16 protein-coding genes are annotated in these 18,388 nt (G+C 66.7%); 12 read left to right on the top strand and 4 right to left on the bottom strand.

Annotated features, from left to right (window positions below; genetic code table 11):
• The first annotated feature begins 85 nt into the window (after nucleotides 1-85).
• The 3 genes from R1H25_RS02785 to map all read left to right on the top strand — a co-directional run bounded on the left by R1H25_RS02785 (nucleotide 86) and on the right by map (nucleotide 1,516).
• Nucleotides 86-445: a VOC family protein gene (locus R1H25_RS02785; RefSeq protein WP_107379312.1), complete on the top strand. Its 360-nt coding sequence runs from the start codon at nucleotides 86-88 to the stop codon at nucleotides 443-445.
• Nucleotides 446-513: 68 nt separating this feature from the next.
• Entirely contained in the window at nucleotides 514-726 is a 213-nt protein-coding gene (locus tag R1H25_RS02780) for a ParD-like family protein (RefSeq protein WP_049446824.1), read from the top strand.
• Nucleotides 727-733: 7 nt separating this feature from the next.
• Nucleotides 734-1,516 carry a type I methionyl aminopeptidase gene (gene map, locus R1H25_RS02775; protein WP_317222686.1) on the top strand — a complete coding sequence of 261 codons (783 nt, stop codon included), beginning with the start codon at nucleotides 734-736 and terminating at the stop codon, nucleotides 1,514-1,516.
• Here the strand turns inward: map and R1H25_RS02770 are convergent.
• Nucleotides 1,513-2,127 (bottom strand): LysE/ArgO family amino acid transporter, encoded by a 615-nt coding sequence (locus R1H25_RS02770; protein WP_317222608.1) that lies wholly within the window; start codon nucleotides 2,125-2,127, stop codon nucleotides 1,513-1,515. The genes map and R1H25_RS02770 overlap by 4 nt on opposite strands.
• 106 nt (nucleotides 2,128-2,233) lie before the next feature.
• Here R1H25_RS02770 and R1H25_RS02765 point away from each other — a divergent pair, with 106 nt between their 5' ends.
• The 5 genes from R1H25_RS02765 to R1H25_RS02745 all read left to right on the top strand — a co-directional run bounded on the left by R1H25_RS02765 (nucleotide 2,234) and on the right by R1H25_RS02745 (nucleotide 7,908).
• Nucleotides 2,234-3,127, top strand: a complete 894-nt coding sequence (locus tag R1H25_RS02765) for a LysR family transcriptional regulator ArgP (protein ID WP_049446827.1) — start codon at nucleotides 2,234-2,236, stop codon at nucleotides 3,125-3,127.
• A gap of 78 nt (nucleotides 3,128-3,205) precedes the next feature.
• Nucleotides 3,206-4,606: a TolC family protein gene (locus tag R1H25_RS02760; RefSeq protein WP_317222607.1), complete on the top strand. Its 1,401-nt coding sequence runs from the start codon at nucleotides 3,206-3,208 to the stop codon at nucleotides 4,604-4,606.
• A complete protein-coding gene (locus R1H25_RS02755) occupies nucleotides 4,599-5,612 on the top strand; it encodes an efflux RND transporter periplasmic adaptor subunit (RefSeq protein ID WP_317222606.1) in 1,014 nt (337 codons plus the stop codon). Before R1H25_RS02760 ends, R1H25_RS02755 begins: the two co-directional genes overlap by 8 nt.
• Nucleotides 5,597-6,784: an ABC transporter permease gene (locus tag R1H25_RS02750; RefSeq protein ID WP_317222605.1), complete on the top strand. Its 1,188-nt coding sequence runs from the start codon at nucleotides 5,597-5,599 to the stop codon at nucleotides 6,782-6,784. Before R1H25_RS02755 ends, R1H25_RS02750 begins: the two co-directional genes overlap by 16 nt.
• Nucleotides 6,781-7,908: an ABC transporter permease gene (locus R1H25_RS02745; protein WP_317222604.1), complete on the top strand. Its 1,128-nt coding sequence runs from the start codon at nucleotides 6,781-6,783 to the stop codon at nucleotides 7,906-7,908. Before R1H25_RS02750 ends, R1H25_RS02745 begins: the two co-directional genes overlap by 4 nt.
• A gap of 126 nt (nucleotides 7,909-8,034) precedes the next feature.
• On the opposite strand, the gene R1H25_RS02740 is transcribed toward R1H25_RS02745, so the two are convergent.
• Entirely contained in the window at nucleotides 8,035-8,403 is a 369-nt protein-coding gene (locus R1H25_RS02740) for a glycine zipper 2TM domain-containing protein (RefSeq protein ID WP_014646414.1), read from the bottom strand.
• Between the two features lie 166 nt (nucleotides 8,404-8,569).
• On the bottom strand, nucleotides 8,570-10,792 hold the full coding sequence (locus R1H25_RS02735) for a methyl-accepting chemotaxis protein (protein ID WP_317222603.1): 2,223 nt from the start codon (nucleotides 10,790-10,792) through the stop codon (nucleotides 8,570-8,572).
• Nucleotides 10,793-11,400: 608 nt separating this feature from the next.
• Here R1H25_RS02735 and R1H25_RS02730 point away from each other — a divergent pair.
• The 4 genes from R1H25_RS02730 (at nucleotide 11,401) to R1H25_RS02715 (ending at nucleotide 17,051) form a co-directional block, all read left to right on the top strand.
• Nucleotides 11,401-11,793: a barstar family protein gene (locus tag R1H25_RS02730; RefSeq protein WP_317222602.1), complete on the top strand. Its 393-nt coding sequence runs from the start codon at nucleotides 11,401-11,403 to the stop codon at nucleotides 11,791-11,793.
• 125 nt (nucleotides 11,794-11,918) lie between these two features.
• A complete protein-coding gene (mutS, locus tag R1H25_RS02725; protein ID WP_317222601.1) occupies nucleotides 11,919-14,510 on the top strand; it encodes a DNA mismatch repair protein MutS in 2,592 nt (863 codons plus the stop codon).
• A 270-nt stretch (nucleotides 14,511-14,780) separates the two neighbouring features.
• Entirely contained in the window at nucleotides 14,781-16,340 is a 1,560-nt protein-coding gene (locus R1H25_RS02720) for a catalase (RefSeq protein WP_373695546.1), read from the top strand.
• A 108-nt stretch (nucleotides 16,341-16,448) separates the two neighbouring features.
• Nucleotides 16,449-17,051: a DUF937 domain-containing protein gene (locus tag R1H25_RS02715; RefSeq protein ID WP_317222600.1), complete on the top strand. Its 603-nt coding sequence runs from the start codon at nucleotides 16,449-16,451 to the stop codon at nucleotides 17,049-17,051.
• Nucleotides 17,052-17,123: 72 nt separating this feature from the next.
• Here R1H25_RS02715 and R1H25_RS02710 read toward each other — a convergent pair whose 3' ends face one another.
• Nucleotides 17,124-18,317, bottom strand: a complete 1,194-nt coding sequence (locus R1H25_RS02710) for a cellulase family glycosylhydrolase (protein WP_317222599.1) — start codon at nucleotides 18,315-18,317, stop codon at nucleotides 17,124-17,126.
• Nucleotides 18,318-18,388: the final 71 nt, after the last annotated feature.

Genomic DNA, 18,388 nt, shown 5'->3' with positions numbered 1-18,388 from the left:
CAATGCCAACCAAGGTTGGCATCTACCAGACCAATGCCGGCCAGCGGCCGGCACTACACTGGACTCCCACCCCGGAGCCCTCGCCATGGCCCAGACCGTCATCCCGCAGCTGCGCATGCGCCACGCCGATACCACCCTGCCGTTCTACGTGCAGGGGCTGGGTTTCGTGGTCGACTGGGAACACCGCTTCGAACCCGGTTTTCCGCTGTTCGCCCAGCTCACCCGCGACGGCCAGACGATCTTCCTCACCGAACACAGCGGCGACTGCGAGGTCGGCGGCGCGGTGTACTTCATCGTCGAGGATGTCGACGCCCTGCACCGCGCCTTCAGTGCCGCCAGCGTGCCGATCGAGCAGCCCCCGCATGACACCGAATGGGGCAGCCGCGAGATGCTGCTGCGTGACCCCGACGGCAACCGGCTGCGCTTTGCCACCCACACGGATTGAACGATACGGATTTGAGGCGAATATACGAATCATATATTCTTCGTATATCCACTCCTCCAGGACCGCCCATGGGCATCGTCAACATCGATGACACCCTGCACGACCAGTTACGCCGTGCCTGCACCGTCTCCAGCCGCTCGATCAACGCCCAGGCCAACTTCTGGATCCGGGTCGGCATGCTCTGCGAGCTGAACCCCACGCTGAGCTTCCAGGACATCGTCGCCAGCGAACTTCGGGCGGCCGGCGTACAGCCGCAGACGCTGGCCCCCGGGCGGGCCTGACATGGCGATGATCAAGCAGCCGCACGAAATCGCGCTGATGGCCGAATCCGGACGCCTGCTGGCGCAGGTGTTCGCCGCGCTCGACCAGCTGCCGCTGCAGGGCCGCAGCACCATGGAGATCAACGAGTTCGTCGAGCGCATGATCGTCGATGAGCTGCAGGCGCGGCCGGCCAGCAAAGGGCAGTACGGCTTCCCGTACGTGCTCAACACCTCGATCGACAACGTCATCTGCCACGGCGTTCCCAGCACCACCGACGTGCTGCGCAACGGCCAGATCGTCAACCTCGACATCACCCTGGAGAAGAACGGCTACATCGCCGACTCCAGCACTACCTACCTGATCGGTGAGGTCGACTACGCCGCGCGCAGGCTGGTGCAGACCACCTACCAGGCGATGTGGAAAGGCATCGGCGCAGTGCGCCCCGGCGCACGCCTGGGCGATATCGGCCACGCCATCGCCCGCCACGCGCGCAGCCACGGCTACAGCGTGGTGAAGGAGTACTGCGGCCATGGCATTGGCCAGGAAATGCACGAGGAACCGCAGATCCTGCACTACGGCCATCCCAATACCGGCATGGTGCTGGAAGAAGGCATGGTGTTCACCATCGAGCCGATGCTCAACCAGGGCAAGCCGGCCATCCGCCAGCAGCCAGACGAATGGCCGGTGTACACGCGCGACGGCAAGCTGTCGGCGCAGTTCGAGCACACCGTGGCGGTCACTCGCAATGGCGTGCGCGTGCTGACCCTGCGCCCCGCGGAAATCCCGCAGTGCGCGGTGGACGCGGCCTAGAGCGGGCGCAACAGCAGCAGCGTGGCGAGGCAGAGCATGAAGACCGCAACACCTGCGTCCAGCACACGCCAGGCGCTCGGCCTGCGGAACACCGGCTGCAACAGGCGCGCGCCGTAGCCCAACATGCAGAACCACGCCACGCTGGCCACGCATGCACCGGCGGCGAAGGCCCAGCGCAGATCGCCCGGGTAGCGCGTGGACAGGCTGCCGAGCAGCACCACCGTATCCAGATAGACATGCGGATTGAGCAGGGTGAAGGCCAGGCAGGTCAGCAGTACCTGGCGTCCGCTGCCACCCTGCGATTCGGCGGCGGCCAGTGCACTGCCCCCTCGCCAGGCCCGCAGCCCGGCCTGCAGGCCGTACCAGAGCAGGAAGGCAGCACCACCGAAGCGCAGCACCTGCAACAGCAATGGCCACTGCAGCACCAGCGCGCCCATGCCGCCGACGCCGGCCAGGATCAGCACGATGTCCGCACCGGCGCAGGCCGCCACCACCATACCCGCGTGGCGCTGCTGCAGGCCCTGGCGCAACACGAAGGCGTTCTGTGCGCCGATGGCGATGATCAGGCCGGCACCTGCGAACAGGCCGGCAGCGGTAGCAGCAATCCACATCAGGACAGGCCAAGCAGTGAGGGGACGCGCAGGGTGCGGCCAAGGGTCCGGTTAAGACAATCTGTTTTTCCTTTATCCTGTGCAGAAAAACTGAAGAGGCTTCCACGTGGACCTGGTACATCCGCAACTGACCGCGTTTACCGCGGTGCTGGAGGAAGGCAGCTTCGAGGCCGCCGCACGCCGCCTGTCGATCAGCCCGTCGGCGCTGTCACAACGGATCAAGGCACTGGAGGATCGGCTTGGGCAGGTGCTGGTGGTACGTCAGGCACCGTGCCGCCCTACCACGGCCGGTGAGGCGCTGCTGCGCCGTGTGCGGCCGATGCAGGCGCTGGAAGCCGAGGCGTTGGCCGAACTGCTGCCCGAACGCGGCAACGACACCGCACGCACGCCGATCCCGCTGGCGGTCAACGACGACTCGCTCGATACCTGGTTCGTGCCGGCCATCGCCGACCTGCACCAAGGTCATGGCTACCTGTTCGACCTGCGCATGGACGACCAGGACCACACCCTGCAGCTGCTGCGCGATGGCAGTGTGCTCGGTGCGGTCACCGCCGAAAGCCAGCCTGTGAAGGGCTGCAACGTGCACCCGCTCGGCGCGATGCGCTACCACGCCATCGCCTCGCCCCGCTTCGCCCACCAGTACTTCAGCACCGGCATGCAGGCCGCAACATTGGCACGCGCGCCGATGCTGGTGTTCAACCGCAAGGATGAACTGCAGTGGCGCTTCGTGCGGCGCCTGACCCGCGCGCGGCTGCAGCCGCCGCTACACTACCTGCCCTCCTCCACCGGTTTCGTCGAAGCCGCCGCGTGCGGACTCGGCTGGGGCATGGCCCCGGAAACCCTGGTCGCACCGGCTGTGCGCGCCGGCCGCGTGGTGGTACTGGAACCCGGCCGCTGGCTCGATGTGCCACTGTACTGGCAGCATGCAGCCGTGCGCTCAAGCACGCTGCAGCACATCACCCAGGCGCTGCGCGCTGCAGCCAGCGGCACCCTTCGTTGAGGACCAACCAATGATCGCAGACCCCGGCTTCACGCCACGCGCACTACCGTTTGCGCACTTCTTCATCACTGGGACGGCATGGGCGTGATCGGCCGACGTACAAGGATGCACCGCGCGAAGGCCGCGCTGGCGCTGGCAACCTGCCTGCCACTGGCTGCGGCGGCGCAGTCTCTCACCGATGCACCCGCCTTGGACTGGGAACAGGCGCGGCAGCGTCTGGAGCAGGTTTCCGATGCACTGGCCGCCGCCGACGCATCGGTACGCAACAAGCAGGACCTGCAGGACGCCACCCGACTGCTGCGCCTGCCGGAAATCACCGGCGAAGTACGCAGGCTGCAGTTCCAGAAGACCCTCACCCTGCCTCTGGGTTCGCTGGCGCCTGTCGCCGAGGCCTTTGGCATCGACTCGCCGCTGTCGTTCACCGAACGCGACTGGCGCACCCGCCCAGTGGTCACCGCGGTGCTGCCGCTGTACACCGGCGGCGTGATTCCGGCCGCGCAACGTGCCGCCAGCGCCGCCCACGAACAGGCCAGTGCCGAGCGCGAAGCACAGCGCCAGTCGCTGACCGTGCAGCTGGCCCAGGCCTATTTCGGCCAGCGCCTGGCCGAGCAGGCAGTGGACGTGCGCCGCGACGTACGCGATGGCCTCAACCGCCACCTGTCCGACGCAGAGAAACTGGAACGCGAGGGCTTTGCCACCCGCGCCCAGCGCCTGCAGGCCACCGTGGCCCGCGACAAGGCCGAGCGCGAGTACCAGAAGACGGTGAACGATCTGGCCACGCTGAAGGCCGCGCTGGCCACGCTGCTGCGCAGTGGCGGCGAGGTACAGCCGGTATCGCCGCTGTTCGTGCAGCGCGTGCCGCTGGAACCGGTGGCCAGCTTCGAGCGCACGGCGCAGGCGCGCCAGCCGCAGATCGCACGCCTGCGGGCGATGGTGGCACAGGCCGAACAGGGCGTGCGCGTGCAGCAGGCCAAGCTGAAGCCGCAGATCTTCGCCTTCGGCCAGTACGACTTCCGTCGCCGCGACGAGATGCTGACCGACCCGGACTGGGCGTTCGGCATCGGCCTGAAGTACACCTTCCTGTCGCCGAACTCGCGTGCGGCGCAGATCAGCGCCGCACGTGCGCAGCAGGACCAGGCCGAAGCGGGCCTGCGCGAGGCCGAGAACCAGGTCGCGCTGGGCGTGCGCAAGGCCTGGAACGAGCTGGAGACCGCGCGCCAACAGTACGTGCTGCTCGACAGCAGCATCGCCCAGGCACAGGAAAACCTGCGCTTGCAGGAGCTGGCGTTCCGCGAAGGCCAAGCGACTTCGCTGGATGTGATCGACGCGCGGCTCGGCCTCGGTGGCGCCCGTGTCGAGCGCGCGCAGGCCGCCTACCAATACGATATTGCGCTGGCACAGTTGCTGGAGGTCAGTGGACAGATGGACCGTTTCGAAGAGTTCCGGCGGCGTGCGGACGAGGTGATCGACCATGAGTGATGTGCTGCACGACGACGCGACGACGCCCCCGGCCAAGCGCCGCCTGGGCCCGATCCTGATAATGGTGCTGCTGGTCTTGGTGGTACTGGGCATGTGGCTGGCCTGGCGCAGCCCTGCCGACCAGATCCAGGGCATGGCCGATGCGGACACCATCAACGTGGCCGCCAAGATCACCGCGCGCGTGGCCGAGTTGAAGGTGCGCGAGGGCGACCGCGTGCAGCCAGGGCAGGTGCTGTTCCTGCTCGACAGCCCCGAAGTGGCCGCCAAGGAACAGCAGGCGCACGGCGCGTTGGCCGCCGCACAGGCAGTGGCCGACAAGGCCGACGAAGGCGCGCGCAGCGAAGACATCCGCGCCGCCGAAGCGAACTGGAAGCGGGCCGAAGCCGGTGCGACGCTGGCCGAAGCCACCTACCAGCGCGTGCAGAACCTGTTCAACGAAGGGGTGATGACCCGGCAGAAGCGCGACGAAGCGCATGCCCAGGCCACCAGTTCGCGCGAACTGGCACGTGCCGCCCGCGCGCAGTACGACATGGCATTGGCCGGCGCCCGCGAGCAGGACAAGCGCGCCGCCCAGGGCCAGGTGCAGCAGGCACAGGGCGCAGTGGCCGAAGTCAACGCCGCGCGTGTCGAAGTGGAAGGGCGCGCGCCGGTGGCCGGCGAAATCAACAAGCGCATGGCCGACCCGGGCGAACTGGTACCGGCCGGCTACCCGGTGTTCACCCTGGTCGACATCGACCGCATGTGGGTGGCGATGAACCTGCGCGAATCGCAGATGCAGGGCCTGAAGGTCGGCAGCAGGCTGCAGGGCAGCGTGCCGGCGCTCGGCCTGGACGGCGAATTTGAGGTCTACTTCATCAACCCGGCGGGCGACTATGCAACCTGGCGTACCACCCGCCAGTCGTCCGGCTACGATGTCCGCAGCTTCGAGGTGCGGGTGCGCCCGGTACGCCGCATCGAGGGCTTCCGCCCCGGCATGAGCGTGCTGTTCGCATGGCCCCAGCACTGAGCCCCGACCGAGGCGGCTTCGCCGCCTCCTGGCGACGCGAGCTTCGGTCGCTGCGCGGCAACCGCGCCGATCTGATGCTGGTCACCGTGCTGCCCCTGCTGATGCTGCTGGTGATGGCGTGGATGTTCACGCCCTCGGTAATGCGCGACATTCCGATCGCCGTGGTCGACCTCGACCACAGCAGTGACAGCCGCCTGCTGCTGCGCATGCTCGACGCCAGCCCCGGCGTACGCATCACCAGCCAACCTGCGGACATGGAGGACGCACGTTCGCAGCTGCGCAGGCTGGACGTGTTCGCCATCGTGCTGGTGCCGCGCGACGTCACCCGACAGGCGCTGCGGGGCCGCCAGGGCACGGTGTTCGCCTATTACAACGCCACCTACATGACTACCGGCCAATCTGCGGCGCGCGATATCGGCGACGCGGTTTCGGCCTGGAACGCACGCTTGCTGCGCGAGCGCATCGGCCTGCAGGTCGGCCCGGGCAAGCTGCGTGCGGCACCGATCGCGGTGCAGTCGGACATCCTGTACAACCCGGCGCGCAGCTACGAGCTGTTCCTGCTGCCACTGATCTTCCCGGCGGTGCTGTCGCTGGTGCTGGCACTTGCGGTGGCCGGCAGCCTCGGCCGTGAGATCCGCGACGGCACCCTGCCCGACTGGTTGGGGCACTCGCCATGGGCTGCGATTGCCGGCAAGGTCGCGCCGTACATCCTGCTGTTCTCGCTGTATGGCGCACTCGGCATCGGTTACCTGGCCTGGCTGCGCGGCGATGGTGTGGCGGGCAGCGTGCTCCTGCTGCTGCTCGCGCAGCCACTGTTCTATCTGGCCACCGCCGCCTACGCGTTGTTCTTCGTCGGCGTCACCCGTGACATGGGCACTGCGCTGTCCGCAGTCGGGCTCAGCATCGGCACCGCACTGGCGTTCTCCAGCGCTACCTTCCCGGTGCTGGACGGCCCCCTGTTCACCCGCGTCTGGCACCAACTGCTGCCGCTCAGCGCCTACATCAAGCTGCAGACCCAGCAGCAGTTCATCGGTTCGCCGCTGCAGGTCTCGGTATGGCCGCTGGCCACGCTGTTGTTGATGGCGGTCGTGGCCGGTGGCATCGGCGGCCTGCGCCTGATCGCCTTCGCGCGCACGCCCGAAGCCGCGCAACCGGCGGGAGCCGACGCATGAGCGCACTCTGGCGCAGCCTGCGGCAGACCCTGATGGCGGTGCTGTGCGACCGCTATGCGATCGTGGTGATGGTCGGCGCGGTGATCCTGTACTCGTTCTTCTACCCGGCCGCGTACCGCCACCAGGTGGCCGGCAACCTGCCGGTGCTGGTGGTGGACGAAGACCACAGCGCCACCAGCCGCGAACTGCTGCGAAAACTCGATGCACTTCGGGTCGCGCGCGTGGTCGGGCAACCAGCGGACATCGACAGTGCGCGCCAACAACTGGAAGCCGGCCACGCCGAAGGCATCGTCGTGATCCCGGCCAACCTGGAGCGCGACATCCTGCGCGGCCACCCGGCCAGGCTGGTACTGCTCGGCAACGGCGCCTATCTGGGCCGTGCCAGCTGGGTACTGGGCAGCGTGGCCGACGCTCTGGGCGCGTTCGGGCGTGACGCCGTGGTCGGCCAGGCCGCCTTCATGGGCGCGCCGCAGGCACCGCCGGTCACCCTGGTGCAGCGCCCGCTGTACAACACGCAGGAAGGCTATGGCAGCGCCATCGTGCCCGGCGTAGCCGAACTGATCGTGCACCAGACGCTGTTGATGGGCATCGGCGTGCTGCTGGGTGGACGTCGTCTCGCACTCGGCCGGCGCCTGCGCTTCGACCTGCCGACCCTGGCCGGCATGGCGATGGGCTTCGGCCTGATTGGCCTGTTTGGCCTGTTCTGGTACGCCGGCTTCACCGCCTGGGTGCAGGACTACCCGCGCGGCGGCAACCCATTGGGCCAGCTGCTGGGCGGCAGCTTGTTCATCGCCGCCACCGTGGCCTTCGGCCTGTTCGTCGGTAGTTTCTTCCGCACCCGCGAACGCGCCTTCCAGTACATCATCGCCACCTCGATCCCGCTGTTCTTCCTGGCCAGCCTGTCGTGGCCGGCAGTGATGACGCCGCAGCCGCTGGTCTGGTTGGCGCAGCTGCTGCCCACTACTTCGGGCATCAACCTGATGGTCCGCCTGAACCAGATGGATGCCAGCCTGGCCGAAGTCAGCCACGAACTGATCACCCTCACCGTCCTGCTGCTGCTCTACGGCAGCCTCGCCACCTGGCGCCTCCTCGCAAAAAAGGGGACGGAGGGGATTAAGTCGTAAGCGGCCGGTTTGGGGGATTGCGACTTAATCCCCTCCGTCCCCTTTTCCGTAACGACGAACGCCGGCGCAAGGCCGGCGTTCGACTACCGCGGTGTGGAAGGGGAAACGGGGGCTGTCGGCGATCGATCAGCGGTAGACGCGTTCGCAGCGGCGCTCGACCACGCGGTCGCCGTTCTTCTGCTGGCTGTTGCCCTGGATCTGGCGACCGGCCGCACCACCGGCGACGGCACCGGCCACGGTAGCGAGCTTCTTGCCATTGCCGCCGCCCACCTGGTTGCCCAGCAGGCCGCCGATCACCGCGCCGGTGGCCGTACCGGCAATGCGGTTGGGATCGCGGGAGTTGCGCTGCACTTCAACGTTCTTGCAGACCACGCGGCTGCCGTCGTTGAACCTGCGTCCCTCATCGCGCGGCCCGTAGGTCTGCGCGCCAGCCACAGACGAAGCCGCCAGCAGGGTGCCCAGCACAAGCAATCGGGTCGAGGTCTTCATGGCCATCTCCTGAGTTCCGGTATGGCGCAAGTGTCCTCCCGCGGTTGGCAACCCGAAGTGAAATGCGCGTGCCCGCCATTTCATCGGCCATCGCACGTTCAGGATGAAAATCCGCGCCCATCGCGACCAGCCGTCGCGATGGGCGCCGTCTCCCTGCCGGCATTGCCCCCTGCTAGAACTCTCCCCAACCACCCGCATTGGCGGCCAGCGTCGGCTCCATCCGCGGCGACAGCACCGCCGACCGGCGTGCCGGCGCAACCGATGCCGCCACGGCTGCCAGCGCCGGGCGCACCGCTGCGGCGGCGGTCACCGCCCCCGTGCGGAACACCGATACGGCCTCGGCCAACAGGTTTGCCTGCTCCTCCATCGAGCGCGCTGCGGCACTGGCTTCTTCGACCAGAGCGGCATTCTGCTGGGTGGTCTCGTCCATCTGCACCACCGCCTGGTTGACCTGTTCGATGCCCGAGCTCTGCTCCTGTGATGCAGCGGAGATGTCGGCCATGATGTCGGTCACGCGCTGCACCGAGGCCACGATCTCGCCCATCGTGGTGCCGGCCTGGCGGACCAGGACCGATCCATCGGCGACCTTGCCGACCGAATCCTCGATCAGGCCCTTGATCTCCTTGGCCGCACCGGCCGAGCGCTGTGCCAGCGTGCGCACCTCACTGGCCACCACCGCAAAGCCCCTGCCCTGCTCGCCGGCACGCGCCGCTTCCACCGCCGCGTTCAAGGCCAGGATGTTGGTCTGGAAGGCGATGCCGTCAATGACACTGATGATCTCGGCGATCTTCTTCGACGAGGCTTCGATGGCCGACATCGTGGTGACCACCTGCCCGACTACTTCGCCGCCCTGCGAGGCGACACCGTGCGCGCCGATGGCGAGCTGGTTGGCCTGGCGTGCGTGCTCGGCATTCTGTTTCACGGTGGAGGTCAGTTCCTCCATCGACGCAGCCGTCTCTTCCAGGTTTGCCGCCTGCTGTTCGGTGCGCCGCGACAGGTCAGTGTTGCCGGATGCAATCTCGCCTGCCGCCAGGTTGATGCTGGACGCGCTGGACTGGATGCGGCCGACAATCTGCTTGAGCTGATCGACGGTGGCATTGCAGTCATCGCGCATGCGGGCGAACACGCCGTGGAAGTCCCCCTGCATGCGTACGGTGAGGTCACCGCGCGAGATCGCCTGCAGCAGGGTCGAGACCTGCACCAGGTTCTCGTCGGTGGTCTGCATCAGCCGGTTGAGCCCTGCCACCATGTCGCGGAAATCGTAGGCGAAGCGATCTTCGTCGCCACGCAGGCTGAAGTCGCCTGCCGCGGCCGCTGTCGCCAACCGGCGGATCTCGCTGTTGATCGCCGACAGGCTGGACTTGGTTTCGTCCATCGCCTGGGTGATCGCCGCCTTCTCGCCGGGCAGCGGGTCCATGTCCACCGACAGATCGCCGCGTGCGTAGTGCTTCATCACCTCGATCAAGCGGTTCTGCACCTGCACGTGCGATCCGACCAGCGCATTGGTCTCATGCACCATGCGCCCGTAGTCGCCGGGGAACGCGCTCTCGTCCATGCGGTAGCTGAGGCTGCCTGCATCGTGCTGGCGCGCCAGCTCACCCTGCGCCGCCATCACCGCCTGCAGCTGTGCCTGCATGCGCTGCATCGACCTGAGCAACTGGGTCACTTCATCGTTGCCCGAGGCATCGATGACGTTGTCCAGCCGCCCATTGGCGATACCGTCGGCCAGCTTCACCGCGCCTTCCAGTGGGCGGGTCAGGCTGCGGGTGATCGCCCACGCGGCCAGCGCGCCCAGTACCAGGCTCAACGCGCCGAACACGATCGACAACGTGCCGGTCCAGGATTCGGTCGATCGGTACTCTTCCCGGCTACGTGCGGTCAGCGCTTCCTGATGCCGCAGCAGGGTCGAGATCGCCTCATTCCATGCAGTGGCAAGGCCATGCTCGGCGAGCAACTCTTTGGCCGCGCCGTCGAAATCACCCGCCTTCATGCGCTCGTGCAGATGCCGGGTGGAGGCGTCGGTGGCCTTGCGTGCCGCATCGATTTTCGCAATCAGGGAATCGCCGGTCGCGTCACGCGGAATCTTGATGTATTTGGCCCAGATACCATCGTAGGTCTGCGACAGCTCCTGCGCCTTCTGATAATCCTTGTCGAAATCCTCGCCACGCTTGATCACCATCAGCCTGCGGTGCATCAACACCGCATTATTGGTATCCAGCATGTCGTTCAACAGCCGCATCTTGACCATGTTGACGTCCACCACTTTCTCGAACTGGGCGGACTTCAGGTGATTTCCATACAGCACCAGGCCGATGATGGCCACGATGAACAGCAGCAGCAAACCAAACCCGGCACCCAGCCGGGATCCCACTCGGAGGTTGCGTAAGGCGAGCATCTCAATTCCCTTGATCATGGCCGTACGATCGGTTGCGGCGCAGGCAAGGGAAACTTTATGGGCCGATATTATTGCATCGATCCAAAACAACGAAACTGTGCAGGCGGTCGTGAAATCGAACGGGCCAGAAGGTATACCCGAAAATATCGACACCCCCTCACACACGGATCAATACCGCGCCGCCATCACGGGTATCGACGCAGCCACGGCTTTCAACATTCAGCGGCTATACGCCCCACTGGAGTCAGCCAGGATGGTTACAGGAGTTCATACCACGCCCCTGCATCTCCATATTCATTTTCTCCGAAGTACTCCCATGGAGTACCGGCAGGAGCAGCGGAGCATATTGCGAGCGGCGTAAAATCATCTGAAATGCATCGCGATGGCAGGGTGACCTGCAATCGCCGGGGCGTGGCCCAACGTACGACTCATGCCATGGAACGCATCACTACTGAGGCTCCATGCGCTCTGCTTGAGACTGACGTGACTCCTGGTGCAGGCGCCATACGCGGCCATACGGCGCGCAGTCTGTGTTGCCCGGATGTGCGCCGCAGATCGCGCGCCACGCGCCCCCTCATCCGCACCCGGAACACCGCTACATTCCGTACATGACCATCACCCTGCAGATCAATGGGACCGCCATCGACGACATTGCCAGCCTGTACGCGGAGATCAACCGCGTGTTCATGGCCGGCGAGGACTGGCAGCTCGGGCCGAGCCTGGATGCGCTGGACGACCTGTTGCATGGTGGCTATGGCGCGTTGGCCGGCCATGCGCAGGCCACACTGATCTGGCGCGATATCGCCCACAGCCGCATGGCTCTGGGCGTGGCGACCACCCGCCAATGGCTGCAGGCCAAGCTGGACACACCGGGCAGCTTCAATTCGCAGGCCATTGCCCGCCAACTGGACGCGCTGCAACGGGGCGAAGGTCCGACCTACTTCGAGATCGTCATGGAGATCTTCGGTGGCCACCGGCAGATCACCCTGGTCCCGGCCTGACCCGGTTGCTGTGCCGTACACCAGCGGCGGCAGCCCTGCGCCCCAGCAGTTACCATGGACGGCCCTGTACCAGCTCCGCTGCCGCCGCCCTCCGGCGCGGCCGGACGCCCTGATCCACGAGTCCCATGTCCAAAGACAAGTCCGCCGAACACACCCCGCTGATGAAGCAGTTCTTCGCAGCCAAGTCCGATTATCCGGACCTGCTGCTGTTCTTCCGCATGGGCGATTTCTACGAGCTGTTCTACGACGACGCGCGCAGGGCCGCGCGCCTGCTCGACATCACCCTGACCCAGCGTGGCAGCTCCGGCGGTGCACCGATTCCGATGGCCGGCGTGCCGGTGCATGCCTACGAAGGCTACCTGGCACGGCTGGTGGCGTTGGGCGAATCGGTGGCGATCTGCGAGCAGATCGGCGACCCGGCGCTGGCCAAGGGCCTGGTCGAACGCAAGGTGGTGCGCATCGTCACCCCCGGCACGGTCACCGACGAGGCACTGCTGGACGAACGCCGCGACACCCTGCTGATGGCGCTGTCGCGCAGCAAGCAGGGCTACGGCCTGGCCTGGGCCGACCTGGCCGGTGGCCGCTTCCTGGTCAACGAAGTGGAGACCGACGACGCGCTGGAAGCCGAGCTGGCCCGCCTGGAGCCGGCCGAGCTGTTGGTACCCGACGAAGAGAACTGGCCGGAGTTCCTGCGCCAGCGTACCGGCGTGCGTCGCCGCGCACCGTGGCTGTTCGACGCCGACAGCGGCCGCCGTCAGCTGCTGAACTTCTTCAAGCTGCATGACCTGAGCGGCTTCGGCATCGATGACAAGCCGCGCGCCACCGCAGCCGCTGGCGCCCTGCTCGGCTATGTCGAGGAAACCCAGAAGCAGCGGCTGCCGCACCTGACTTCGATCGCGATGGAAACCGCCGGCGAGGCGATCGCGATGAACGCCGCCACCCGCCGCCACTTGGAACTGGATACACGCGTCGACGGCGATACCCGCAACACGCTGCTGGGCGTGCTCGACAGCACGGTGACGCCGATGGGCGGCCGCCTGCTGCGGCGCTGGCTGCACCGCCCGCTGCGCCTGCGCGAGGTGCTGGTACAGCGCCACCATGCGGTGGAAACCCTGATCGATCACGGCAGTGACGCCGACATCCGCGAGCAGTTCCGCCGCCTCGGCGACCTGGAACGCATCCTCACCCGCGTGGCGCTGCGCTCGGCGCGCCCGCGCGACTTCTCCACCCTGCGCGATGGCCTGGGCCTGCTGCCGGCGGTGCGCGAGGTGCTGGCGCCGCTGGATTCGCCGCGCCTGCAGGCCCTGCATGCCGCGCTGGGCGAACACGATGAGTGCGCGCAGCTGCTGGCCAGCGCCATCGCCGAAATGCCACCGCTGAAGCTCAGCGACGGCGGCGTGCTGGCCGATGGCTTCGATGAAGAGCTGGACGAACTGCGCCGCCTGTCCACCCATGCCGACCAGTTCCTGGTCGACCTGGAACTGCGCGAGCGCGAGAGCAGCGGCATTCCCACCCTGAAGGTGGGCTACAACCGCGTGCACGGCTACTACATCGAAATCAGCAAGGGCCAGTCCGATCGCGCGCCGGTGCATTACACCCGCCGCCAGACGCTGACCAACGCCGAGCGCTACATCACCGAAGAACTGAAGGCCTTCGAGGACAAGGTACTGTCCGCGCGCGACCGTTCGCTGTCGCGCGAGAAGTACCTGTACGAACAGCTGCTGGACACCCTTGGCGGGCAGCTGGAACCGCTGAAGCAGTGTGCCGCTGCATTGAGCGAACTGGACGTGCTGGCGGCCTTCGCCGAGCGCGCACAGGCGCTGGACTGGGCGCGCCCGGAGCTGCAGGCCGAGCCGTGCCTGAAGATCGAGCGTGGCCGCCACCCGGTGGTCGAGGCGGTACGCGAGCAGCCGTTCGAACCCAATGATCTGGACCTGCATCCGGAACGTCGCATGCTGGTCATCACCGGCCCGAACATGGGCGGTAAATCGACCTACATGCGGCAGAACGCGCTGATCGTGCTGCTGGCCCACATCGGCAGCTTCGTGCCGGCCAGCCGTGCGCTGATCGGCCCGATCGACCGCATCCTCACCCGCATCGGCGCAGGCGACGACCTGGCGCGCGGGCAGTCGACCTTCATGGTCGAAATGGCCGAGACCAGCTACATCCTGCATCACGCCACCGCCCATTCGCTGGTGCTGATGGATGAGATCGGCCGTGGCACGTCCACTTACGATGGCCTGGCGCTGGCCGACGCCGTGGCGCGCCACCTGGCCTACCAGAACCGCTGCTACACGCTGTTCGCCACCCACTACTTCGAGCTGACCGCGCTGGCCGACGAGCAGCACGAGGGCGGCCGCAGTGGCATCGCCAACGTGCATCTGGATGCCGTCGAGCACGGTGAGGCGCTGGTGTTCATGCACGCGGTGAAGGATGGCCCGGCAAACCGCAGCTTCGGCCTGCAGGTGGCGGCACTGGCCGGCCTGCCGCGCGCCACCGTCGCGCAGGCGCGCCGTCGCCTGGCCGAGCTGGAACAGCGCGGTGGTGAAAGCCATGCCGCCGAGCTGGCACCACAGGCATTGGATGCACCGCAGCAGTTCGGCCTGTTCGCGGCGCCGTCGAACAAGGCACAGGAAGCACTGGCCGCCATCGATCCGGACGAACTGACCCCGAAGCAGGCGCTGGAAGCGTTGTATCGCTTGAAAGCGCTGCTGTAGCCGCAGCGCACGTGCTTGGCCTCCTGCCTCGCAGGAGGCCCATCGAAAGATTTCGCAAATCTGATTCTGCGTTTCAATTGACAGAATCTATCAACCTGAACGAATCATTCGATTATTCATTTCATCTGGCGCTAGCTAAAGTCGAGTGAAGATGTTCCACCACGTCTTCACCCGCAGGAGCCAGCCATGAGCCAGTCCGATAACAACAGCCCCAAATGCCCGTATCACACCGCGCCGTCGCCTGCGGAAGGCGCCCAGCAGCAGCGCGAGCTGAGCACCACGCCGAAGCAGAAGCAGGGCGATGACCCGGTCACCCCGATGACCACGGCCTTCGGCGCGCCGGTGGTGGACAACCAGAACAGCAAGACCGCCGGCCCGCGCGGCCCGCTGCTGATGGAAGACGTGTGGCTGCTGGAAAAGCTGGCCAACCTCAACCGCGAGATCATTCCCGAGCGCCGCATGCACGCCAAGGGCTCGGGCGCGTTCGGCACGTTCACCGTCACCCACGACATCAGCAAGTACACCCGCGCCAAGCTGTTCGAGAAGGTCGGCAAGCAGACCGAGATGTTCGCGCGCTTCACCACGGTGGCCGGCGAGCGCGGCGCCGCCGACGCCGAGCGTGACATCCGCGGCTTCGCGCTGAAGTTCTACACCGAAGAAGGCAACTGGGACCTGGTTGGCAACAACACGCCGGTGTTCTTCCTGCGCGACCCGCGCAAGTTCGCCGACCTCAACAAGGCCGTGAAGCGCGACCCGCATACCAACCTGCGCAGCGCGCGCAACAACTGGGACTTCTGGACGCTGCTGCCCGAAGCCCTGCTGCAGGTGACCGTGGTGATGAGCGACCGCGGCATTCCGCGCAGCTTCCGCCACATGCACGGCTTCGGCTCGCACACCTACAGCTTCACCAACGCCGACAGCGAACGCTTCTGGGTGAAGTTCCACTTCGTCAGCCAGCAGGGCATCGAATCGCTGACCGACGCGCAGGCGCAGATCCTGGTCGGCCATGACCGCGAAAGCCACGGCCGCGACCTGTTCGCCGCGATCGAGAAGGGCGACTTCCCGAAGTGGAAACTGTTCATCCAGGTCATGCCGGAGCTGGAGGCGGAAACCTACCGCATCCATCCGTTCGACCTGACCAAGGTGTGGCCGAAGAGCGACTACCCGCTGATCGAAGTGGGCCAGTTCGAACTGAACCGCAACCCGGTCAACTGGTACCAGGACGTTGAGCAGTCCGCGTTCGCACCAAGCAACCTGGTGCCGGGCATCGGCCCGTCGCCAGACAAGATGCTGCAGGCACGCCTGTTCGCCTATTCCGATGCGCAGCGTTACCGCCTGGGCGTGAACCACCACCAGATTCCGGTGAACGCGGCGCGCTGCCCGGTGCACAGCAACCACCGCGACGGTGCGATGCGCGTGGACGGCAACTACGGTGGTCTGCCGCACTACGAGCCGAACAGCTACGGCCAGTGGCAGGAACAGCCGCAGTACCGCGAGCCGCCGATGAAGATCCGCGGTGACGCCGACTTCTGGAACTTCCGCGAGGACGACGCCGACTACTTCAGCCAGCCCGGTGCCCTGTTCCGCAGCTACAGCCAGGCACAGAAGGATCGCCTGTTCGCCAACACCGCCCGTGCCCTGGGCGATGCGCCGGACTTCATCAAGCAGCGCCACATCGACAACTGCAGCAAGGCCGACCCGGCCTATGGCGCTGGTGTTGCCGCGGCGCTGAAGGCGCTGGCCAGCCAGCCGTCGGATCCGTTCAAGCCGGCGCAGCCGGAAGCGGACTTCCCCACCGCGACCCCGGGCGCCGAAGACATCGAGCTCTGATCGCCCTGGCCCGTGTACGGCACGCCGCCTCCCCGTGAGGCGGCGTCGCCGTTTTAACGGTCCGCGTCGTACCTTCTGCACGCCCAACCCCAATCAAGGATTCCGCAGATGAGCCTGACCGACGAACTTCTCGCCAAACTGCAGGGCGCCCCGCTGCAGCAGGTGTCGCAGCAGCTCGGCATCAGCGATACCCAGGCCTCCGGTGCGATCAGCGCCGCGCTGCCGGTGCTGATGGGCGCGCTGGGCAACAACGCCTCGCAGCCGCAGGGCGCGCAGGCGCTGCTCGGCGCGCTGCAGAACAACCACAGCGGCCTGGACCTGGGCAGCGTGCTCGGCTCGGTGCTGGGCGGCGGTGGTGGCGGTGCCGCCAGCGACGGTGCTGGCATCCTCGGCCACATCTTCGGCGGCAACCAGCAGAAGGTGGAAAACGGCCTGGCCCAGGCCACCCAGCTCGACAGCGGCCGCACCAGCCAGCTGCTGCAGATCCTTGCCCCTATCGTGATGGCCTTCCTCGCCCAGCGCCTCGGCGGCGGCCAGGCCGATGCCGGTTCGCTCAGCCAGGCGCTCGGCCAGGAGAAGCAGCAGGTGCAGCAGCAGGGCGGCATTGCCGGTGGCCTGCTCGGCAGTGTGCTGGATCAGGACGGCGACGGCCAGTTCGGCATGAGCGACCTGTTGAAGCTGGGTGGCAACCTGCTCGGTGGCAAGCGCTGACCGACACTGTCGCCGGGGATGACCCGGCATGATCTACATCGCTACGGATCACGCCGGGCCCTGCCCGGCGTCCTACCGGTTCCCGGCCTTCAACCGCTGCAGGATCGGCGCGAACAACGGCGCCTGCATCGAGCGCGGCGGCACCGCTGACTTTCCCTGCTCCTGTGCCTGCCAGTACGACCACGGCAGCGCCTTGTCGCCCAGTTCGTAGTCCATGCCATCCCAGCCATCCTCGCGGAAGGCGTAGAACGCCCAGTGCACCTTGTCCTGTTCCAGTACCTGCAGCACGTCCTGCAGGTAGCGGCTGCAGTCGGGCCAGCGGCGCATGCAGCCGAATTCACCGACCACCATGCGGTTGGCCCCCACCCCGTGCGTCTTCGCCCAGTCCATCGGCTGCTGCAGGTAGCTGCGTACGCGCGCCGCATCCCAGCGCTCGCTGTCGCCGCCGAACGGCACGCTGCCCGGGTAGCGCCAGGGCTTGGCACGTTTCTGGTTCGGCGCACTGGTCGCCGCGTACGGTTCGTACATGTGCACGCTGTACAGCAGTTTCCCGTCCTCCAGCGGTGCCGGCCAGTAGTTGAAGCCATCGGCGGCCGCATACCATCCGGCATCCAGCATCAGCGGCATTTCCGCGTCGACCTCGCGGATGCGCGCGATCAGCTCCGAGTAGAAGCGGCGCAGATCACGCGGGCCGTCCTGCACCCCGGCATACCACTGCTGCATCGCTTCGCTGGACGCATGTTCGGCCAGGCCGGCACCGTACTCCGGCACCGGTTCGTTGATCAGGTTGTAGGCGGCCAGTGCGGGATGCCCCTTCAACGCCACGGCCAGGTCATGCCAGAAGCGTAGCGCCGGGGCGTGATTGTCGAACGACTGCCACAGGCGCTGGTCGACCTTGTCACCGTTCTTCTGCTTCCAGCGCAGCAGGGGCAGCGACAACGGCACCAGCACCACCTTCAGGCCCGAGGCATTGGCGTCATCCAGCGCACGCCGCAGGGTGGCCACGTCGGCCTGCACCAGCCCTTGGTAATGATCGGCATCGCCGATCAGGAAGTCGCGGCCGCCGGCGCTTTTCCACTTGTCCGGGCTCAGCCGTACCCAGGTCGCGCCAGTGGCACGCAGCGCCTGGAAGTAGGCACGGTCCGGCGGATTCTCGTTGAAGCTGTTGCCGCCGCGCTGCGACGTATCCCAGAAGGTGATGTCGGCGGCGAACGCCGGGGCGGCGGTGGCGAGGGCCAGGCACAGCAGGCTGCGGCGCAGGAACATGAGGGTCTTCCATGAGAAGGACGATCCAACGTGCAGGGCACAAACCGAACGCAGCCTGAGTGCGCGCGGCA

Origin of the sequence: Stenotrophomonas veracruzanensis (genome assembly GCF_032911525.1) — a bacterium.
Taxonomy (GTDB): domain Bacteria; phylum Pseudomonadota; class Gammaproteobacteria; order Xanthomonadales; family Xanthomonadaceae; genus Stenotrophomonas; species Stenotrophomonas africana.
Note: the sequence above shows the minus strand (reverse complement) of the source record. Positions and strands in the feature narration are given on the sequence as shown.